A 21067-nucleotide genomic window follows, 5' to 3' on the forward strand; every position below is an offset into this window, starting at 1 on the left:
CCGCCCGATGCTGCGTTTCGGATCCGCCCTTATCCAGACCGTCCACGATCTCGATCCTTTTGCCCTTCCCGTCGACCTGCTGTTTCCCGGCCGCACGGTCGAGGACTTGCGGGAGCATGCCGACCTGCTTGCTCCCCATCATGTCGACTTCGACGCCGGATCGATCCTGCTTGGCGTGCAAAGCCATGTGGTGCGCATCGGCGGGCTGGTGATCCTCATCGATACCTGCATTGGAGAGCACAAGCCGCGGGCGCAGCGGAGAGACTGGCACCAGCGGCAGGCAACGGGTTACCTCGAAAGACTGTCCGCACTCGGTCTCACGCCTGACGACGTCGATATTGTTCTGTGCACCCACCTGCATGCAGATCACGTGGGCTGGAACACGCAGTGGGTGGATGGACGCTGGGTGCCGACCTTTCCCCGGGCGCGCTATCTCATCTCGCGCGAAGAATTCGAGCAATGGCAGGCCGCAGAAACCGAGGAGGCCGGCCGGCACAATCACGGCTCCTTCATCGACAGCGTCGCCCCGATCGTCGAGGCGGGCCAGGCGGATCTGGTGGAGGACGGCTTTGCGCTGACCGACGGCGTGACGCTGATGGCGCTGCCCGGTCACACCCGCGGACAACTGGGGCTCTGCCTCTGCCATGGCGAGCGGCGTGCTGTCTTCTCGGCGGATGCCGTCCACACACCGGTTCAGGTCTTCCGGCCGGACTGGGCAAGCCGCTTCTGCAGCGACCAGGATCGCGCGATCGCTACCCGCCGGTCGCTGTTCGAGGCGGCCGCCGATCGCGACGACCTTCTGCTGCCCGCGCATCTGCGCCATGTCTCGGCCATGCGGATCCGCCGCACTGGCGGCGGCTACCGCCCGGAATTCGTGCCATGACGGCGGCCTTTTCAGTCCGCCGCCGCTTCCCTGGTGCGGTGAATGTGCATGACATAGGCCATCTGGTCGGCGGGATGCCAGTTGAACGAGGCAATGAGAACGCCGCCCTCGGTGACGTAGCGCCGCAGCAATTGCAGCGACCACGCCCCCGGCTTCAACCCGAGCTGGCGGGAAAATTCGGGCGGCATGGGAAGCGCGCGGATTTCCTGCACGGCCTCCTCGATCGGCCCGTCGGCATGGCGTTCGAGAAGCGAGAAGAACGGACCTTCGTGATCCGGCAACTGATCCACGACATGTTCGAAGCGTTTCGGGATGTAACTCTGGATATAGCAGATCGGCTTGCCGCCCGGCTCCGTCCACCGCACGCCGTTGACGAGAATCCAGTCTTCGCCTGCCAGCCCGCCGACAAGCTCGGCCGTTTCCTGGTCCAGCACCACCGTCTTCACGTCCATCACGACGTAATAGGTCTCGACGGCAACCTGGAACAGTTCCTCCAGCGAACCGAAGGACTGGAAGAAGGTGGAGCGGGAAGTGGCGGAGATCACCCGGGTGCCGACACCTTGCCGACGTTCGACATAGCCCCGCTCGCGCAGATAGCGCAGCGCCTCGCGGATGGTCGTTCGGCTGCTGTTGAATTCGACCGCCAGCTCCAGTTCCGGCGGCATCAGGCTGCCGATCGGATAGACGCCCTCGATCAGCCTCTCCTCGAGAATTTTCTGGATCTGCGCATAGCGCGGCAATCCTTCGCCGGCGCGATCCGCAGCGGGACGTTCCTCACGGGCGGTCATAGGCCTCTCCCTGTTCATTCCTCAGACGCATCACGACGTCTCGCCGCCCTGCCCTACAGGAAAAGCAGGCAGCGCGACACTGCCAGACCCCGCGGAAGATGGGGACACGGGCACAAGCGATGCGCATATGTCTGGACAAATACAACATTCTCTCGCTATCAAATACGCACATAACGAGGACAAGATGCGCGAACGTCACCAATCCGTCTACTCCTTCCGCGCCAAGCTTGGCCTCATCACGCCACCCACCAACACCGTGAACGAGGCGGAATGGAGCCGCATGCTGCCCGAGGGCGTCACCTTCCACACACACCGGATGCCACTGCATCCCGACAGCAGTTCGGAAGAGGGCAAGGCCGGATTGATGCGCGATCTTCAGTCGGTGTGCGGCCTGCTGAAACAGGCGCGCGTCGATGCGATTGCCTATGCCTGCACTGCCGGTTCGATGATCAACCCGGTCGAAAGCCTGCCCACGGCGCTGACCGCGGCCGTCGGCGTGACCGCCGTGACGACATCCGCCGCCATCGTCCGGGGGTTAAGGGCTCTCGGGGCGACGGTTCTGTCGGTCGCGACCCCGTACCACGAGGCGCTCAATCATCATGAGACGGTGTTTCTGAGGGAAAATGGCTTCGAGGTCGCCAGTCTCGTGGGCCTTGGCATCGGCGCCGGCGGTCCCGCCGAATATGTGCAGATCGCGGAAACATCCCTGGAACGCATCACCGCACATGTGCGGGCCGCCTTCGTGCCCGGCAGTGATGCCATCCTGATCACATGTACGGACTTTCCCACACTGCCGCTGATTGCGACACTCGAGGAGGAATTCGGCGTTCCCGTCGTCACATCCAACCAGGCAACGCTCTGGGCCATGCTGCGTGCGGTTGGCATCGACGACAGGCTGTCCGGCTGCGGGCGCCTGGCTGCACAGCACTGATCACCACAACGACAACACAAGGAGGATACACCATGGCAGATGCACGCTTGAGAGAAGCCCTGGAGGCAAGGGAATTCATTCTGGCGCCGGGGGTTTTCGACCTCATCTCGGCACTGATGGCCGACCGGCTGGGCTTCAAGGCGCTTTATGTGACCGGCTATGGCACGGTCGCCTCCTATCTCGGCCTGCCTGATGCCGGCATCGCCACCTATCGCGACATGATCGAGCGCATTGGCCAGATTGTGAAGATGACGAAGACGCCGGTGATCGCCGATGCCGATACCGGCTATGGCGGGCTCCTCAACGTGCGCCACACGGTGCGCGGCTATGAGGAGGCCGGGGTGACCGCGATCCAGATCGAGGACCAGGAGTTTCCAAAGAAGTGCGGGCACACGCCGAACCGCCGCGTGATTCCGCTGGAAGACATGGTGCGCAAGGTGAAGGTGGCGAGCGACGCCCGCTCCAGTCGCGATTTCCTGATCATTGCCCGCACCGATGCCCGCACCGGCCTTGGGCTGGACGAGGCGATCCGGCGCGGCGAAGCCTATCGCGAAGCCGGTGCCGACATCGTCTTCGTCGAATCCCCCGAAAGCGAAGCGGAAATGCAGACGGTGGCGGAACGGATCAAGGCGCCGCTGTTTGCCAACATGGTGAATGGCGGACGCACACCGCTCCTCTCGGCCGAGCGTCTGCAGGCGCTCGGCTATTCCATTGCCATCCATCCGGCACTCGGCTTCCTCAGCGTCGGCGCCGCGCTCGACAAGGCCTATCGCGACCTCAAGGAAAACGGCATCACCTCGCCGGAGATCGACCTCTATTCCTTTGCAGAGTTCAACAAGCTGCTGGGTTTCGAGGACGTGTGGAATTTCGAACGACGCTACGCGGAAATCTGAAACAGCCAACGGAAGGAACGGCCATGGCCGAGAACCTCGACGACAATTACAGGATTGCCTATGGCAACAGGGCCGGCTTCGGCAAGCGGCCGGCGCTGGTGCTGATCGATTTCGCCGAGGCCTATTTCGACCCCGACTGCGTTCTCTATGCCGGGGTCGATGATGCTCTGGCCTCTGCGCTGCGCATCCGGGCCGTGGCGCACGAGGAAGGCATCCCGGTCATCCTGACCGAGGTCACCTATCAGCCGGGCGGGATCAATGGCGGCCGCTTCTTCGAAAAGGCGAAGCCGCTTGCCTCCTTTGTCAAGGGCCGCAAGACGGCGGAATTTGCCAGCGGACTTGTGCCGCGCGAAGACGAGATCATCGTCTCCAAGCAGTACCCGTCGGCATTCTTCGGCACCTCGCTTGCCTCGACACTGACCTCGATGGGCATCGACAACGTGGTGCTGACGGGCCTGACGACCAGCGGCTGCGTGCGCGCCTCCTGCGTCGATTCCATGTCGCATGGCTTCATCACAACCGTGGTCCGCGAAGCCTGCGGCGACAGGCATCCCGCCCCCCATGAAGCGAACCTGTTCGACATGAATGCCAAGTATGCGGACGTGGTCTCGGAAGAGGAGATCATCGCCTTCTTCCGCTCGGTCGGGCAGAAGGAACAGGCGCATGGCTGACAACGCCGGACCACGCCGCATCGCCGTGCTTGGCGGTGCCGGCGGCATCGGCCGCGCGCTCGTCGCCTCGCTGCTGGACCAGGGCGACGAGGTGATCGTGCTGGACCTGCAAGCCTCTCTCATGCGCCACGCACTGGCAGCACCGGGGATTGCCATCGACGTCTGCGACGCGGCCTCCGTCACCCGGGCCTTCGCCGATCTTGCCGCTCGATGGGAGACCATGGACGGCTTCGTCAATCTTGCAGGCTACAACAGCCAGCTGCTGCCGCTTGCGGAAACGCCGGGCGACTATTTCGACGATGTCATCGCCGGCAACCTGCGGGGCGTATTCCTTGCCTGCAGGGCAGCCATTCCCCTGATGGCGGAGGGCGGTTCGGTGGTGAACGTGGCATCCGGCCTTGCCGCCAACATCCGCCCGGGCTACGGCGCCTATTCCGCCTCGAAGGCCGGCGTCATTGCCATGACCAAGACTTTTGCGGTGGAAAATGCGCCGCGCCTGCGTTTCAATGCGGTGGCTCCCGGCCTTGTGGATACCGCCTTCCTGCGCGGCGGCACCGGCCGCTCGGACGAGGATCAGGCCTCCATCGTCCCGCTGGAGGCCTACCGCGCCATGACGCCGATGAAACGGCTGGCGCTGCCGGACGACATTGTCGGTCCCATCGCCTTTCTGCTGTCGCAGGCCAGCGGCTTCATGACCGGGCAGGTGCTGTGGGTCAACGGCGGCGGCTATATGCCCTGACCCCAGGCCGGGGCAGGTTCGGACTGCCCCGGCCGTTTCCTGATCCTGAATGCGAGGCGGATCTCGACCTCTGCAGCTGTCCTGGACGGGCCATCCAGACACGCGACATTGGAGCCCTTCGCGTGCCAAGCAGACTTTGGCTCCGTATCAGACGGGAAAATCCTCGCAATCATCCACACACTGCCACAATCAGCGCTTTATTGTGCACCGCAGCAACATCTGCATGGCGGATGCGTTATACCTTGTCATCGCCACTCCGGCCGATGCTGAAAGGATGATTTCATGAGATCGATGTCCGATACGCTGGCGCGGCTGGCCAGGCTGCAGGCGCGGCAACACGAGCCGGCACCGTCCAATGCGCCGCTGGTGGAACTGGACGGTTTCGGCTCCAATCCGGGCCGCCTTCAGGCGCGCCTGCATGTCCCGCAGGCTGTGGCGAAGCATCCGGCCCTGGTGGTGGTACTGCACGGATGCACGCAGACCGCTGCCACCTATGACGACGGCACAGGCTGGTCCCGTCTTGCCGACGACCATGGCTTTGTCGTGCTCTACCCGCAGCAGACCCGGCAGAACAATCCCCATACCTGCTTCAACTGGTTCGTGCCGGGCAATATCCGCCGGGGATCGGGTGAAGCCCTGTCGATCCGTCAGATGATCGACGCCGTGGTGAAGCGACATGCCATCGATGAGGCCCGCATCTTCATCACGGGGCTGTCGGCCGGGGGCGCCATGGCCAACGTGATGCTGGCAACCTATCCCGAGGTGTTTGCTGCCGGCGCCATCATCGCCGGCCTGCCCTACGGGATTGCCGGAACCGCGTCCGAGGCTTTCGACCGCATGCGCGGCCATGGTCTTCCGGATGCCGCACGGCTTCAGGCCATTCTCCGCGCCGCGTCCTCCCATCAGGGGCCGTGGCCGAGGATCAGCGTCTGGCACGGCGCGCGCGACACAACCGTCGTCCCGGCCAATGCCGATGCGATCGTGACCCAATGGCAGGGTGTCCATGGCATCGACGGCGCAATGGCACGCCATGAAGCGGGCGACGGCTACACAGTCACCTCCTGGATGGACGCCAAGGGGCGTGTGGCAGTAGAACATGTTGCTTTGGCCGACCTTGCCCACGGCACGCCGATCGATGCGGCAGACGGCTATGGCAAAAGCGGTCCCTACATTCTCGATGCCAGGCTATCCTCAACCCTGCAGATGGCGCGCGCCTGGGGCCTCATCCCTTCAAACGAAAGACATGGCCTGCGGCCGCGCCGCACAGCACCCCTCGCGAAAGAACCGGACAATGTTCACAAGAACGATGGCCCAAAGAGCATTCAGCACGTCATCGAATCCGCCTTGCGCTCCGCCGGCCTGATGAAGTGAGGCCGCAAGCGGCGACCGCCCGGATCCGACCGCCGGACATCAGGCGTGATCGGCCCGTCACGACGCCGCCCCACCTGCCCCCTCGCTCGCGGCGCAATAGCGCGTGTGGATTTGGCAAGTGTGACCAACTTGCACAGATTTCTGGCGAAATGCCCCCAAAAAGTGCGGGGCCTTTGCAAAATTTCTTAGAAAAGTGGCATAAGCTTCGCGCCAGTGCAAAACTTTAGCCTCAAACCCGCCGCATCGCTTTCGTCAGGACAACATCTTGAGACTATACAGTCCCAACGCGTCGCCCTAGAAGCGAGGCCTCGCCGTTCCGGCAAGTGCGTATCATGGCAAGGCCGAAGTTCGCAGCGTAAATGACAGCAGGATAGGGATGATGAACGAAGCAGCGACCCACAGGCGCGGCGTCGCGCGAGGCGTGACGGTGGCCGCAGACAGCACCATGCTGCCGATCCTCTACGGCGCCGGCGCTCCTGCCACCGCACACCCCGGAGAGCGGTTGTCCGATCTTTTCGCGGATCGGGCCCTCAACCATGCAGACCTGACTGCCGTCATGGAACCGGGCCGGACCTGGACCTATCGAGCCATGGATGACGAAGCGAACCGATTCGCGCGTCTTCTGGTCGAGCGTGGCGTGAAACCCGGCGACCGCGTTGCCCTCCTGCTGGACAGGTCCGCACAGACCTACATCGCAATCCTTGCGGTGATGAAGGCAGGCGCCGCCTTCGTGCCACTCGCCCCGGCCTTTCCCGAGGAGCGGATGTCTCTCATCATCGAGGATGCCGGCGTCAGCCTGGTGATCACGATCGAGGACTATGCGACCCGCGCGGCTGCGCTTTCCGTTCCGCATCTGGTCATAGGAGCCGGCGGAGAGGACGTCTCAACCCATCCCGCAGAGCCGCTCCAGATCACCGTTTCGGACGAGGATCTCTGTTATATTCTCTATACGTCCGGCACCACCGGGCGGCCGAAGGGCGTGGCGGTGCGGCATCAGAGCATCTGCAACTTCGTGCGCGTTGCCGCCGAATCCTACGGCTATCGCCCCGGCGACCGGGTCTACCAGGGCATGACGATTGCCTTTGATTTCTCCACCGAGGAAATCTGGGTGCCCTTTGCAGCGGGCGCGACGGTCGTTCCGTCGCCGGGCCGCATGACGCTGGTGGGCGAGGAACTGGCGGAGTTCCTGCGTGAAAACGCCATCACCTGCATGGCCTGCTCCCCCACGCTTTTGTCCTCGATCGACAGCGAAGTGCCGAGCCTGCGCACCATTCTTGTCGGTGGCGAGGCCTGTCCGTACAATCTGGTGACGCGCTGGTCGCGTCCGGGCCGTCAGATCCTGAACACATACGGACCGACCGAGGCCACGGTAACGGCCACCATGGGGCGGCTGAGTCCCGACCGGCCGGTGACGATCGGGGCGCCCCTGCCCACCTATTCCATTGTCATCCTCGATCCGGATGCGCCGCAGTTGATGACCGGCGACGACCTCGGCGAAATCGGCATCGCCGGTATCGGGGTGGCGGTCGGCTACCTGAACCGGCAGGATCTGACCGAGCAGAAGTTCATCCCCGATTTCATCGGCCTGCCCAATAACCCGTCGCGGCGCATCTACCGCACGGGTGACCTCGGGCGTATCAATGCCGATGGCGAGGTGGAGTATCACGGCCGCATCGACACGCAGGTAAAGATCCGCGGCTATCGCGTCGAGCTCGGGGAAATCGAGGCAATCCTGCTCGACCAGCCCGAGATCGCCCAGGCGGCGGTGACGACCTGGGAGATCGAACCCGGTCGTGTGGAGCTGGTTGGCTATTACGCACTCAAGGCCGGACAGGCATCGCTGTCGCGCGTCGATCTCGCCCGCGAGCTTCGCCGCCGGCTGCCGGACTACATGGTGCCCTCCTTCCTGGAAGAGCTTCCGGCCCTGCCGATGACGGTGTCGGACAAGATCGACACGCGTCGCCTGCCGAAGCCAACGAGCCTTCGGCTGACCTCCGAGCGGCAGCATGTTGCGCCGTCAAGCGGCGATGAGCGCGCCATCGTGGACGTTCTGAGCGACGTGCTGAAGATCGATGACATCTCCGTCGAGGACCATTTCTTTGACGATCTCGGTGCCAACTCGCTTCTGATGGCCCGCTTCTGTGCGCGGCTGCGCATGCGCAGCGAATGGGCCACCACCTCCATGCGCGACATCTACCTGCATCCGACGGTGGCAGGGCTTGCCCGCCACCTGAGAGGACCGGAAGAAGACAAGCCAGCGGTCGAGGAGCCGCTGCTCACGCACCGTGCGTCGAATTTTGCCTATTGGGCCTGTGGCGCGGCGCAGCTCGCCTTCTACGGTCTCTACAGCTATTTCGATCTCTGGGCGCTGAACTACGGCCTCAACTGGGTCTATGCGAAGCTTGACCATCCACTGCAGCTTTACGTGCGCTGCGCCATCCTGTCTGCGGCCGCCTTCTTCGGGATGTCCGCCTTTGCCATTCTGATGAAATGGCTGCTGGTGGGTCGCTGGAAGGCGGAAAGCTTTCCGATCTGGGGGCTGCGTTACTATCGCTTCTGGGTGGTCAAGACGCTGATCCGCACCGCACCCGTCGTGCTGTTCCGGGGTAGCCCGCTCTACAGCCTCTATCTGCGCCTGCTCGGCGCGCGGCTTGGCCGCAGCACCACCATCGAATGTCGGGCGATCCCCGTCTGCACCGACCTGATTACGATTGGCGAGAATTCGATCCTGCGCAAGGAATCCATCGTGCTCGGCTACCGCGCCGAGGCAGGCTACATCCATACCGGTCCGATTGCCATCGGCCGCGATGCCTTTGTCGGCGTCGGCTGCGTCATCGATATCGACACCTCGATCGGCGATCGCGCCCAGCTCGGCCATGCCTCCTCCCTGCAGCGCGGCCAGCATATTCCCGATGATGCGCACTGGCACGGCTCGCCGGCCATTGCGACCACCGCGGACTATTGCAAGGTTCCCGTCGTCACGCTCTCCAAGGCCCGCCGGATCCTGTACGAAGCGGTGCAGATCTTCACGCTGTTTGCACTGGTCACCCCTTTCCCGCTGCTCTTCCACAGCTATTGGCAAAATGTGAGCGACGACTATCAGGAGACGATCGGCATCGTCGCGATCGGCACGACGATCAGCCTGTTCGGTCTCATCGTCGGCCTGCTGTTTGCCGCGCTGGTCCTGCCACGCCTCTTCGGATTTGTCCTGAAGCCAGGCCGCACCTACCGGCTCTACGGTTTCCATTTCTGGCTGCAGTCGATCGTCGAAGTGGCCACGAACATCCGCCTGCTCAACGTGATGTTCGGCGACAGTTCCGCCATCGTGCACTACATCCGCGCGCTCGGCTGGAACCTCAACACGGTGGTCCAGACGGGATCGAATTTCGGCAGCAACCAGCAGCAGGACAACCCGCTGTGCTGCGAGATCGGCACGGGCACCATGGTGTCCGACGGACTGTACATGATCAACGTCCACAAGTCGGCCTCCGCCTTCCGGCTGGAGCACACGAAGGTGGGCGAGCGGAACTATTTCGGCAACAACATCTTCTATCCGCCGGATGGCCGCACCGGCGACAATGTTCTTCTCGGGACCAAGGTGATGGTGCCCGTCGACGGTCCGGTGCGCGAGAATGTCGGCCTGCTCGGCTCGCCGCCGTTCGAGATCCCCCGCATGGTCAAGCGTGACAAGGAACTGATCCAGGGCGTCAGCGAGGAAGAGCGCCGCGCGCGCCTGCCGCTCAAGAACCGGCACAATTTCGTCACCGCCCTGATGTTCCTCGCAGTGCAATGGGTCATGCTGTTCGTGACGCTCGCCATCTGGGATCGCGCGCTGAACTACTATACGGAATGGGGACACACGGCGCTGTTCGTGGCGGTGCTGCTTACCGCCGGCGTGGCCATTCCCTTCTACATTCTGATGGAATGGGCGAGCCTTCGCTTCCGCAAGCTGCAGCCGCAGATGACGACCATCTACGACAAGACCTTCTGGAGCCACGAGCGCCACTGGAAGGTGGCGGATTCTCCGATCGTGCGCCTGTTCCCGGGGACGCCGTTCAAGCCGATGATCCTGCGCGCACTCGGAGTGAAGGTCGGAAAGCGTGTCTTCGATGACGGCTCGAACCTCACCGAACGCTCTCTGGTCGAAATCGGCGATGATGTGACACTGAACGAGGGCTGCGTCATCCAGGCGCACTCGCTGGAAGAAGGCGCGTTCAAGTCCGACCATATCCGCATCGGCAATGGCTGCACCTTAAGCCCTGCCGCCTTCGTCCATTACGGCGTCGTGATGGGCGATGGCTCGGTAGCGGATGTCGACAGCTTCATCATGAAGGGGGAGATCCTGGAGCCCAACTCGATCTGGCGCGGCAACCCTGCCAAGCTGCACGGCTTCGTACGACCGGTTTCGACGCCGTGATCGAGGAGGCGGACGAGGCGGCCTTGCGTGCGGCAATGCAAGGCCTCGCCTCGCCCCGCCTTCGTCTGGGCTGTCGCCGCATCCGCGCTGGCGACGCCGGTCTTCTCCTGCCGGAGGAGACCGCAACGATTGCCGCACGCCAACTGTCTGCCCGGCAGGCCAGTGGCGCGGCACGGGCCCTTGCGCGCGATCTGATGGAAGAGGAAGGGCTCGAAGCCGGCGCGATCATCCGGTCTGCTGCAGGATCCCCCGTCTGGCCTGCGGGCGTGACCGGTTCGCTCGCCCACGATGACGAGATGGCGGTTGCCGTCATTGCCCGACGGTCGGATATCCTGTCGGTCGGCATCGATGTCGAACCCGCCGCCCCCTTGCCGGACGATGTCGCCGCCCTCGTCCAAACGGCAGCCGATGTCGTGACCGGCACAGCTCGGAATCTCGCCACCCGCCTTCTCTTCAGCGCGAAGGAAGCGGTCTACAAGGCCTGCTATCCGCTGCACGAAACCATTCTGGATTATCCCGATATCCGTATCGACCTCACGCGGGGCGAAGCCATCACCATCACAGGCTTCCGGGCGGGCCTGAGGTTCTGCCTGTCGCCCCGCATCGTCGTTCTCGCAGTCGCCTTCCACCCTGCGTGAGGCATCGCGGACCGGCGGCGGCGCGCGGCGCATTGGACGGAACGCCGTCCTTGCCTCATAAACGCGCGGGCCGGCGAACGTGACGGTTCGCCGGCCCGCATCGGTTCAGCCGTCAGGCGTCAGTTCTTCACGGTATCTTCCAGGAAGAATCGGCCGAGCGGGTTCTGGTAGAAGTTGGTGACGTTCTTGCGCATCACGTTGATATAGGGGCTGTAGTAGAGGTCGATCCAGTTGACATCGGCCTTGGCCATCTTCTGCAGGTCGACATACATGGCCTCGCGCTTGGCCGGGTCGGTTTCCAGACGGGCGGCGGCGACAAGATCCTTCACCTTGTCGTTCTTGTAGCGCGTCATGTAGTTCAGGTTGGTATCATGACCCAGCACGAAAGTGGTCTTCTGGTCGGGGTCGAGAATGTCGTTCGTCCAGTACATCACCGAGATGTCGTAATCGCCGGCGATCAGCATGTCCCAACTCTGGCTCGGATCGACTTTCTGCAGATTGGCCGTGACGCCGGCCTTGGCGAGTTGCTGCTGGATTAGAACGGCAATCTGTTCATCCGTTTCCTTGCCGGCATTGACGACATAGTTCAGCGTGAGCCCCTCGGCACCGGCCGCCTTCAGCAGTTGCTTGGCCTTTTCCGGATCATAGGGGCGCTGGAGGTTGTCGGCATAATGATAGAGCGCGCCCTTGGGAATGTAGGAGTTGGCCACTTCACCAATGCCAAAGGTGGCAGCCTCGACGATCGCCTTCTTGTCTATGGCGAGATCGAGCGCCTCACGCACGTCCTTCCTGGCAAGCGCGCCATGCTCATGGTTGATCAGCATGTGGTCCTCGCGCGTCGAGGGGTCCATGCGCACCGTCAGGTCCGGGTTCTTCTTCATTTCGGCAACGCGCGAGAAGGGAACCGTGATCGCAACGTCGATCTGCCCGGTCTGGACGTTCAGCATGCGCGTATTGTCGTCCGGAATGACGATCCATTCGACGCCGTCGAGGCTGACATGGCCGGCATCCCAGTAGTTGGGGTTCTTCTTGAGGATGATGCGGTCGCCACGGCGCCATTCGGCAACGGTGAAGGCGCCGGAGCCGACCGGCTTTTCGGCAAAGGCGTCCACATTGGCCTCGACCACCTTCTTCGGCAGCACCGACGCATTCGGCAACGCCATCATCGAGATGAAGGGAACCGACTTGCCCTTCAGCTTGACGACGAGCGTCTTGTCATCGGAGGCCGTCGCCGTGTCGATGATCTTGAAGCTGTCGGACCAGAGCGACCCCTTGTCATCGCGGATACGGGTCAGCGAAAAGGCGGCATCGCCGGCCGTCACCGGACTGCCATCGGAGAATTTCGCGTCACGCAGCTTGAACGTATAGGTCAGGCCGTCGTCGGAGACGGTCCAGCTTTCGGCAAGGCCCGGCACCAGCTTCGTGCCGGAGGCATCGACACGGACCAGAACGTCGAAGACGTTGGAGAAGACCCAGTTGTCGACGTTCTGGGCCGACTTGATGGGATCGAAGGTGGTGGAATCCTCGTTGCGGCCGATGGTCAGCACACCCGCAGCATCCGCATAGGAGGCCGAAAGGGACAGGATGGCCGCAAGGGCAGCGATTTTGGCTTTCTTCATCGTGAACTGCATGGATCGATCCTCTGGTGGTTGTTTTATGGGGTGGAACGGCCCGAAAGCGGCCTGTCGGGGTCGATATCGGGAATGGCGTCGATCAGGCCCGCGGTATAGGCCTCACGCGGATGCGCAAACACGTCTTCGGACAGGCCTTCCTCGACGATGCGGCCGTGATGCATGACGATGACCCGCCGGCAGAGCGAGCGAATCACCGGCAGGTCGTGGGCGATGAACACCAGCGTCAGGTCCATGGTCGCAACCAGCTTGCGGAACAGGGCGACGATCTGCGCCTGAATGGTGACGTCGAGGGCGGCAGTGCATTCATCGGCCACGATGACGCGGGGATCGATGGCAAGCGCGCGGGCGATGCCGGCGCGCTGGCACTGGCCGCCGCTCATCGTACGCGGCTTGCGATAGGCGAAATTGCGGTCCAACTCGACGAGATCGAGAAGCTCGCCCACCCGCTCCTGTATCTGGGCAGCCGGGATCTTCTTCTGCACACTGAGGACTTCCGCCAGCGTTTCGCCAATCGTCATGCGCGGATTGAGCGAATTGTAGGGGTCCTGGAACACCATCGCCGCCTGCGTCCGAAGCGCGCGCAGCGCCTCCGCCCGCTGCAGACCAAGGCTCGCGCCATCGAAACTGACATGGCCGGAAGAGGCCGGCGTCAGGCCGAGCATCGCCCGCGCCAGCGTGGATTTGCCAGAGCCGCTTTCGCCGACAATACCGACCGTCTCGCCAGGCCAGATCTGAAGCGATACGCCTTCCACGGCGCTAAAATTGCGGCGTTTCGAGAAGAGACCGCCACCCGCAGGGAAGCGCACGGCGAGATCATCGATCTCGATCAACGGCCTGCCGGCCCCCTGTCGTGCCTCACCGGAATGAGCAACTGCAAGGCCTGCATCCAGCTTCGCTGGCATGGACGGATGGCTGGCAATCAGCGTCCGCGTATAGTCCGCCTGCGGGTCCTTCAGAATCTGCCGCTTCGCGCCCGTTTCGACGATCCGGCCATGGCGCATCACGGCAATGCGGTCGCAGGTCTGGGCGACGACGCCGAGATCATGCGTCACAAGGATGAGCGAGAGACCGCGTCTGGTCCTCAGATCCAGCAGCAGATGCAGGATCTGCGCCTGAATGGTGACATCGAGCGCCGTCGTCGGCTCGTCGGCAATCAGGATTTCCGGATTGCAGGCCAGTGCGACGGCAATCATCGCCCTCTGTCGCATGCCGCCCGAAAACTCGTGCGCATAGCTTGAAAACTGACGAGGCGGATCGGTGAAGCCCACCTGCCCCATGATGTCGAGCGCGAGCGATTTTGCCGCCTCGCGCGAAAGCCCCTGATGAAAGCGGATGCCTTCCACAATCTGGTCGCCGATGCGCATCACCGGATCGAGGTGGCTGGTCGGGTTCTGGAAGATCATGCCGATGCGCGCGCCGCGGATCGCCTGCAGGGCCGTCTCATTGGCGCCGGCAATCTCCTGCCCGCCAAGCAGGATCGACCCGGCTGTGCGACGTATGGCGGTCGATGGCATCAGACCGACCAGCGTGCGGCAGAGCAGGCTCTTGCCGGAACCGCTTTCGCCGACGAGGCCCAGCACCTCGCCGCGACCAATCTCGATCGACACGCTGTCGAGCAGGGTCCGCAGGCCCTCCGGGGCGTCGACGGCGACCGAGAGATCACGGACGGCAAGAAGCGGTGTTGCGGGAGACAAGGTCGTCGTCATCCGTTCACTCCCAGCCACTTCGCAAGACCATCGCCGAGAAGGGAAAAGCCGAAGGCGAGGACCACGATCGACAGGCCTGGAAACAGCGTGATCCACCAGGCCTGCGTGACAAAACCCTGTCCCTCCGCCACCATCACACCCCATTCGGCGGTTGGCGGCTGGACGCCGAGACCGAGATAGCTGATCGCGGCACCGGACAGCAGCACCAGCACCACATCCGACATGGAAAACACGATCGAGCCGGCCACCGCATTGGGCAGCAGATGGCGAAAGAGGATGCGTGCCTTCGAAAAGCCGAGGCTTTCGGCGGCCATCGCATAATCGCTGTTCTTCAGGACAAGGATCTGCGCGCGGATCAGCCGCGCATAGGACACCCAGCCGACCAGAGCCATCGCGATGTAGAAACTGCCAAGGCCCGGCCCGAGGATGGCAATGATCGACAGCATCAGGACAAGAAAGGGGAAGGCGAGGATGACGTCGATCAGCCGCATCAGGACTGCGTCGACAAGACCGCCCAGGAAGCCGGAAATGGCGCCGACGACCGTTCCGATCGCAAAGGGAAAGGCGACGCCGATCAGCGCCATCTGCAGATCGATGCGCACCGCATGGATGACGCGCGAAAGGATGTCGCGGCCAAAATTGTCGGTGCCGAACGGATGGGCGAGGCTTGGAGCTTTCAGCCGCGCCGCCGCATCCTGAAAGATCGGATCATAGGGCGCAACAAGCGGAGCCAGCAGCGCCATCAGCACGAAGACGCCGAAGATGGTGAGCCCGGCATAAAGCGTTGCGTTACGTGACCTGACCATGGCGCCGCTCACAGCTTCACCCGCGGATCTGCGGCGACGGTTGCGATGTCGGCGAGGAAGTTGACGAAGACGGTGGCGCAGGCAAAAACCATCGCAACGCCCTGAACGACCATGTAATCGCGCGAGAAGATGGCGCGGACGAGCAGTTGCCCCATGCCGGGCAATGCAAACACGCTCTCCACCACCACTGTTCCACCAATCAGCCAGCCGATGTTGACGGCGAGCAGGTTGATCGTCGGAACCACGGCATTCGGCACCACATGGCGCCAGAAGACGATGCCTTCCGGCATGCCGCGGGCGCGGGCGGCCGTCGCCACATCCGATGTCAGCCAGTCGATCATGGCGGCCCGCAGCGAGCGCATCAGCACGGTGGAGAGCGACAGCGCGATGGTGAGCGACGGCAGCACGAGATGGACAAGCTTTTCGCTCAGCGTGTTGCCATAGCCGGAGACGGGCAGAAGCGGGATGCTGACCGAAAACAGCAGGATCAGCATCAAAGCGAGCCAGAATGAGGGAAAGCCGATGCCGAAGGTGGAGATGATGCGCACCGCGTGATCCACGGCATGGCCTTCGTTGCGCGCGGCAACGGCGGCCAACGGAACGGCAATCAGCACGGACAGGAGAACGGACGAGAAGACCAGCGCCAGCGTCGGCTCGATGCGGGTCGAAATCAGCTGCAGGACATCGATCCGGAAGGTGATCGAGCGCCCCATCTCGCCCTGCAGCAGGTTTTTGACGAAATAGAAATATTGCTGCCAGATTGGCTGGTCGAGGCCGAATTGCGCGCGAATGTTGGCGATCGCCTCCGGCGTCACTTTCGTCCCCAGCAGCACACGGGCGGGATCACCGGGAATCAGGCGGACAAGCACGAAGGTGATGATGGAAACGCCGAGGATCACCGGCAGGAACTGCAGGGGTCTCGTCAGGATGAAGCGGTAGCGATGCAGCATCAGCCCGTCACGCTCTCAAGGAAGGAAAGCAGCGGCGGGTAATAGCCCTCCGGGTTTTCATAAAAGGGCATGTGGCTGGCATTGCGCACGACATTGACACGCGCACCTTCGGGCAGGGCGTTCTTCATGCGCAGCGCGCAGGCCGGTGTCAGTTCGTCGTGCTCGCCCACGACGATCAGCACGGGCGCGGAAATATTCGGGAGGTCCGGAATGCGGTTCCAGGTCTTCAGGTTGCCGGTGTAGAGAAACTCGTTCGGCCCCTGCATGGTCATGTACGGCCCCATGTTCCAGTCCGCGAGCGAGCGCCTGACCGGGGCCGGCCACTCCGGCAGGCGGCAGACATGGCGGTAATTCAAGAGCGTGATCGCAGCCAGATATTCGGGATGGTCGTAGGTGCCGGCCGCCTCGTGCGCCTGCATCATGGCCACCGTCTCGGGTCCGAGTGCGGCGCGCAGGCGCTCGAGTTCACTGACGAGATGGGGCATGTCGGCGACGGTATCGGCGAGAATGAGGCTCTTGACCGCCTCCGGGTGGGTCAGCGCATAGTCGATGGCCAGCCATCCGCCCCAGGAATGTCCGAGGAGGTGAACCGGCCCGAGCCCCAGCGCCTGGCGCACCGCTTCCGTCTCGGCCACATAGCGTTCGATGGTCCACAGACGTGCATCGTCAGGCCGCTCCGAGGCGCCGGTACCCAGCTGGTCGAAGGCCACGACGCGAAAGCCGCGCTCGGCCAGACAGGAATGCGCCTCACGCAGATAATCACAGGGAAGCCCAGGTCCGCCATTCAGGCAGAACAGCGTTTCCGGTCCGGAGCCGAAGACATAGGCCACGACGCGAAAACCGTGGATCGTCAGCTCCAGCCTCTCGTCCGGCTCGATTTCGCGCCACATGATATATCTTCGCTCCTGCACAACATTTATGCAGGCTTATTTCTAAAGCAAATGAGGCTCTACACCAGCTATCAGAAGTGATAGGGTGAAGATCCCTGACGCGATGCCGGGCGACGGACCCGGCGCAGGGCGGCGAGAGGTTGGCATGGACATGATCGGCATCGAAGAACGGTTTGCAGCGGCCGGGAGCCTGTCCGGCCAGATCGACGAGCTTTTCGTGGCCATGCAGGATTACGGGTTCGATACGCTGATCTACGACTATACGCCGGGCCGCTATGATCTCAGCGGTCAGCTGATGATCCCGACCGTGCTGGAGCTGCGCAATGTCGATGAGACGATGCGCGATTACTGGTGCAGCCGCGGATATTTCCGGCATGACCCGGTGCAGCATGCAGCGCTCGGCACCACCGCGCCGTTTTTCTGGAACTATGACCCGAAGGCGCAGACGCTGATTCACGCCTTCATGAACGAGGACTCGGCGCCGGTGGCCGAGTTCCTCTGGGCGCGCGGGCTGACGGCGGGCGTGACGGTGCCGATTCACCTGCCGGGCGGCGACTATGCCACCGTGACCGGCATTCGCGCCGGCGATCCCGCGCGGCTGGAGCGCGACGCCCGCCAGTGTCTTGGCGACTTCAGCCTGATTGCCCATCTCTTCCAGCGGGCGGCGGCACGTCGCATTGCCCGCGAACAAACGCTTTCCGGCCTGCCACGCCTGACGACACGCGAGCGCGAGTGCCTGCGTTATTCAGCCGAAGGCTACTCCGCCAAGGAAATCTCCCGTCTCATCGATCGCTCCGTACCAACCGTGGTGATGCATCTGAATGCGGCGACCCGCAAGCTTGGCGCACGAAACCGCACCCAGGCGGTGGCACGCGCAGCGCATCTGCGGATGTTCGACCAGCCGCGCGGCTGACCCTTCACACCCTATCAGTTGTGATAGCTGCCGCGCCGACAGAGGCCAGCCTATGGTGGGCTCCGAAGATGTCCCAATCCAAGGAGCTCAGAGTGCAGTCCGTCGAAACGCGTGAAGGTTTCCTGCCATTTCGCGAGTACCAGACCTGGTATCGCATCACCGGCACCCTCGAGAGCGACCGCCTGCCGCTCGTCGTCGCGCATGGCGGGCCTGGCTGCACGCATGACTATGTCGACAGCTTCAAGGGCATTGCCGGGCTCGATGGACGCGCCGTGATCCACTACGACCAGCTCGGCAACGGCAAATCCACCCATCTGCCGGACAAGGGACCGGACTTCTGGACCGTCTCGCTGTTCCTTGAGGAGCTGGACGCCCTGCTCGCCCATCTCGGCATTTCCGACCGCTATGCCTTCCTCGGCCAATCCTGGGGTGGCATGCTGGGGGCCGAACATGCGGTGCGCCAGCCCGCCGGCCTGAAGGCGCTTGTCATCGCCAATTCGCCGGCGAACATGCACACCTGGGTGACGGAAGCCAATCGCCTGCGGCGTGACCTTCCCGCAGATGTGCAGGCGACGCTGCTCGCCCATGAGGAGGCCGGCACCCTGACCCATCCCGATTATATCGCGGCCTCCCGCGTGTTCTACGACCGGCATGTCTGCCGCGTAACACCCTGGCCAGAGGATGTGGCCCGCACCTTCGCCGCCATGGACGAGGACAACACTGTCTATCGCAACATGAACGGCCCGACGGAATTCCACGTGATCGGCACAATGAAGGACTGGACCATCGAGGACCGGCTCCACAAGATCAAAGCGCCCACGCTTCTGATTTCAGGCGCCCATGACGAGGCAACGCCGGAGGTGGTGCGCCCCTATCGGGAGCGTGTTCCCGATATCCGCTGGGTGCTGTTCGAACAATCCAGCCACATGCCGCATGTGGAGGAAAAGGAACTGTGCCTGAAGACGGTCTCAGCGTTCCTGCGCGAGAAGGATTGAGACGGCAGAGCCTGATCTCTATCCGGCGTCTTCGGGAGAAGCAGGTGTCGTCGCCTGTATCTCCCGCTGCGGCCATAGCAGCAAGGCCTCCCGGCCGGAAGTCGTCAGGCCGTAGACGCCACGGTCGAGGCGCTCGAACCAGCCATAGACATTGGCAAGCAGGATCTTGCCGGCGTCCGGGGCGCTGGACCTGATCTCGCGCACGCGCAAGGGGCCGGCCTCCAGTGCCGCCGCGCAGGAAAGAGCCTGCTGACGATATGCCGTCATCAGCGGTGCGCGGGTGCTTCCGCCAACGGCGGGGTCGCCGCGCCGCCGCTGATGTTCCCGCATGAGCCGCGAGCGCCGCTTGCGATCGGCGCGCGGCATTGGCGAGATGGAGCCGACGATGACGGAGACCTCTCCGCCGTCAGACACGCCGAGCATTCCGATCCCGAGCCTGCGACAGAGATCGCGGTAGCGTTTGTCGGCCTCGCGCCCCCTGCCCTTCGCCGAGATGCGCGCCGCGATCCAGACCTCGTCGGCGACCGCCGCCCGATCGACGGCCTGCAGGATGAGCTCCAGATTGAATGTCAACTTCAGTTCGCAGACCACCACGACGGGCGGATCCTCGTCGCTCAGCCCCACGAGATCGCAGCCGCCGACTTCGCCCTTGACACTGTAGCCAGCCGCTTCGAGGAAGCTTTTGACGGGAAGATAGAGGGAGGTTTCCATGGGCCTGCCGGTTTCATGCTGGACGCGAAACACCTTCCTAGATCAATCCGGCCGATCCGGACAGCCTTTCTCGCCCCGCAGGAGGGAGGGTCTGCGCTCGCTTCCCTCACCCGGCAGCCGACAGGCAGGAGAGGCCCATCCGGTGTCAAACGCCGTCAGACGGCGGCGCGCGCATCCTTTCTCGCAAGGCGCGCCAGGAGGTAATCGACTTCAGCGCGGGCGGCAGGCGTCAGAGAGACGGCGGGCTTGCGCTGGGCGTCGCTGGTCATCACGCCGCGGCGCATCAGAACATGCTTGCGCACAGCAAGACCGATCCCGAGCTGCTGCTCGTAGCGGATGAGCGGGAGGTGAGCATCGAAGAGATCATGCGCCTCCTCGCGGCGTCCGCTCGCATGGAGGCCGATCAGCTCCACCAGCATGTCCGGGAAACCGTAGCCGGTCATGGCGCCATCGGCCCCACGTTCCGGTTCGAAATCGAGGAAGAGCCCGCCATTGCCGCAGAGGATCGAGACCGGCCGCAGTTCCCCCCGCGCCTGAAGGGCACGCAGCTTGGAGATCTTTTCGAGCCCCGGCCAGTCCTCGTGCTTCAGCATCAGACAGGAGGGATGGTCGTTGATGATCCGCGCCACGACGCCGGCCGACATCACGACCGACAGTGTCAGCGGATAGTCCTGCAATACGAAGGGAACATCGGTGCCGACCGCTTCCACGGCCTGGGCGAAATAGCCGAGAATCTGTTCGTCGGTGCGAAGCGCCGGCGTCGGCGCGATCATCACGCCGGCGGCCCCCATGTCCATCGCGTCACGCGCCAGCGAGCGCATCGCGGCAAATCCCGGCGCCGACACGCCGACGATCACCGGCACTTTCGCGCGCGAAACGACCTGGCGGATGATGGCGCGCGATTCCGAAGGCTCGAGCTTCGGCGCTTCCCCCATGATGCCGAGGATGGTGATGCCGGTGCAGCCGCTGTCCTCATAGAAATCCGTCAATCGATCGATCGAGGCGTGGTCAAGGCTTCCGTCATCAAGGAAGGGGGTTGTGGCGATGGCGTAGACGCCCTTTGCCTGCGGTCCGAATGTCATGGGCGTGTCTCCTCTCGGCTCTTGCGGCCTTGTTTTCTGATGTCTGTAC

General features: G+C 63.4%; 18 protein-coding genes. 10 read left to right on the forward strand and 8 right to left on the reverse strand.

Going from position 1 to position 21067, the window contains the following annotated elements; genetic code table 11:
- Positions 1–7: 7 nt before the first annotated feature.
- Entirely contained in the window at positions 8–883 is an 876-nt protein-coding gene (locus FNA46_RS04375; protein WP_210245854.1) for an MBL fold metallo-hydrolase, read from the forward strand.
- An 11-nt stretch (positions 884–894) separates the two neighbouring features.
- Here the strand turns inward: FNA46_RS04375 and FNA46_RS04380 are convergent, their stop codons facing one another.
- On the reverse strand, positions 895–1671 hold the full coding sequence (locus FNA46_RS04380; protein WP_142881123.1) for a GntR family transcriptional regulator: 777 nt from the start codon (positions 1669–1671) through the stop codon (positions 895–897).
- Positions 1672–1855: 184 nt separating this feature from the next.
- On the opposite strand from FNA46_RS04380, the gene FNA46_RS04385 reads away from it, so the two are divergent.
- The 7 genes from FNA46_RS04385 to FNA46_RS04415 all read left to right on the forward strand — a co-directional run bounded on the left by FNA46_RS04385 (position 1856) and on the right by FNA46_RS04415 (position 11331).
- Positions 1856–2602: a maleate cis-trans isomerase family protein gene (locus FNA46_RS04385; protein ID WP_185969721.1), complete on the forward strand. Its 747-nt coding sequence runs from the start codon at positions 1856–1858 to the stop codon at positions 2600–2602.
- Positions 2603–2634: 32 nt separating this feature from the next.
- A complete protein-coding gene (locus FNA46_RS04390; RefSeq protein ID WP_142881125.1) occupies positions 2635–3495 on the forward strand; it encodes an isocitrate lyase/PEP mutase family protein in 861 nt (286 codons plus the stop codon).
- Between the two features lie 23 nt (positions 3496–3518).
- Positions 3519–4166, forward strand: a complete 648-nt coding sequence (locus FNA46_RS04395; protein WP_142881126.1) for an isochorismatase family protein — start codon at positions 3519–3521, stop codon at positions 4164–4166.
- Entirely contained in the window at positions 4159–4905 is a 747-nt protein-coding gene (locus tag FNA46_RS04400) for an SDR family NAD(P)-dependent oxidoreductase (RefSeq protein WP_185969722.1), read from the forward strand. The genes FNA46_RS04395 and FNA46_RS04400 overlap by 8 nt, the downstream gene beginning before the upstream one ends.
- A 282-nt stretch (positions 4906–5187) precedes the next feature.
- Entirely contained in the window at positions 5188–6276 is a 1089-nt protein-coding gene (locus tag FNA46_RS04405) for an extracellular catalytic domain type 1 short-chain-length polyhydroxyalkanoate depolymerase (RefSeq protein WP_142881128.1), read from the forward strand.
- Positions 6277–6721: 445 nt separating this feature from the next.
- A complete protein-coding gene (locus FNA46_RS04410; protein ID WP_185969737.1) occupies positions 6722–10693 on the forward strand; it encodes a Pls/PosA family non-ribosomal peptide synthetase in 3972 nt (1323 codons plus the stop codon).
- Positions 10690–11331, forward strand: a complete 642-nt coding sequence (locus FNA46_RS04415; protein ID WP_246102836.1) for a 4'-phosphopantetheinyl transferase family protein — start codon at positions 10690–10692, stop codon at positions 11329–11331. Before FNA46_RS04410 ends, FNA46_RS04415 begins: the two co-directional genes overlap by 4 nt.
- A gap of 119 nt (positions 11332–11450) precedes the next feature.
- Here FNA46_RS04415 and FNA46_RS04420 read toward each other — a convergent pair whose 3' ends face one another.
- Genes FNA46_RS04420 through FNA46_RS04440 form a run of 5 tightly spaced genes read right to left on the reverse strand, consistent with a single transcriptional unit; the run spans position 11451 to position 17317 of the window.
- Positions 11451–12962: an ABC transporter substrate-binding protein gene (locus FNA46_RS04420; protein WP_142881130.1), complete on the reverse strand. Its 1512-nt coding sequence runs from the start codon at positions 12960–12962 to the stop codon at positions 11451–11453.
- Positions 12963–12985: 23 nt separating this feature from the next.
- Positions 12986–14671 (reverse strand): dipeptide ABC transporter ATP-binding protein, encoded by a 1686-nt coding sequence (locus FNA46_RS04425; protein ID WP_142881131.1) that lies wholly within the window; start codon positions 14669–14671, stop codon positions 12986–12988.
- A complete protein-coding gene (locus tag FNA46_RS04430; RefSeq protein ID WP_142881132.1) occupies positions 14668–15477 on the reverse strand; it encodes an ABC transporter permease in 810 nt (269 codons plus the stop codon). Before FNA46_RS04430 ends, FNA46_RS04425 begins: the two co-directional genes overlap by 4 nt.
- A gap of 8 nt (positions 15478–15485) precedes the next feature.
- Positions 15486–16424, reverse strand: coding sequence for an ABC transporter permease (locus FNA46_RS04435; RefSeq protein ID WP_143124050.1), 939 nt, complete (start codon positions 16422–16424; stop codon positions 15486–15488).
- Positions 16425–16426: 2 nt separating this feature from the next.
- Complete coding sequence (locus FNA46_RS04440) at positions 16427–17317, reverse strand: proline iminopeptidase-family hydrolase (RefSeq protein ID WP_142881133.1); 891 nt, start codon at positions 17315–17317, stop codon at positions 16427–16429.
- Between the two features lie 145 nt (positions 17318–17462).
- Here FNA46_RS04440 and FNA46_RS04445 point away from each other — a divergent pair, with 145 nt between their 5' ends.
- On the forward strand, positions 17463–18230 hold the full coding sequence (locus tag FNA46_RS04445; RefSeq protein WP_185969723.1) for a LuxR family transcriptional regulator: 768 nt from the start codon (positions 17463–17465) through the stop codon (positions 18228–18230).
- 92 nt (positions 18231–18322) lie between these two features.
- Positions 18323–19225: a proline iminopeptidase-family hydrolase gene (locus tag FNA46_RS04450; protein ID WP_142881134.1), complete on the forward strand. Its 903-nt coding sequence runs from the start codon at positions 18323–18325 to the stop codon at positions 19223–19225.
- Between the two features lie 18 nt (positions 19226–19243).
- On the opposite strand, the gene FNA46_RS04455 is transcribed toward FNA46_RS04450, so the two are convergent.
- Both FNA46_RS04455 and FNA46_RS04460 read right to left on the reverse strand, forming a co-directional pair.
- Positions 19244–19936: a DUF2161 domain-containing phosphodiesterase gene (locus FNA46_RS04455; RefSeq protein WP_142881135.1), complete on the reverse strand. Its 693-nt coding sequence runs from the start codon at positions 19934–19936 to the stop codon at positions 19244–19246.
- Between the two features lie 155 nt (positions 19937–20091).
- The gene (locus FNA46_RS04460) at positions 20092–21018 is read right to left on the reverse strand and encodes a dihydrodipicolinate synthase family protein (protein ID WP_142881136.1); all 927 of its coding nucleotides are present in this window, start codon (positions 21016–21018) and stop codon (positions 20092–20094) included.
- Positions 21019–21067 lie beyond the last annotated feature (49 nt).

The organism is Affinirhizobium straminoryzae (assembly GCF_007004135.1).
Taxonomy (GTDB): Bacteria; Pseudomonadota; Alphaproteobacteria; order Rhizobiales; family Rhizobiaceae; genus Neorhizobium; species Neorhizobium straminoryzae.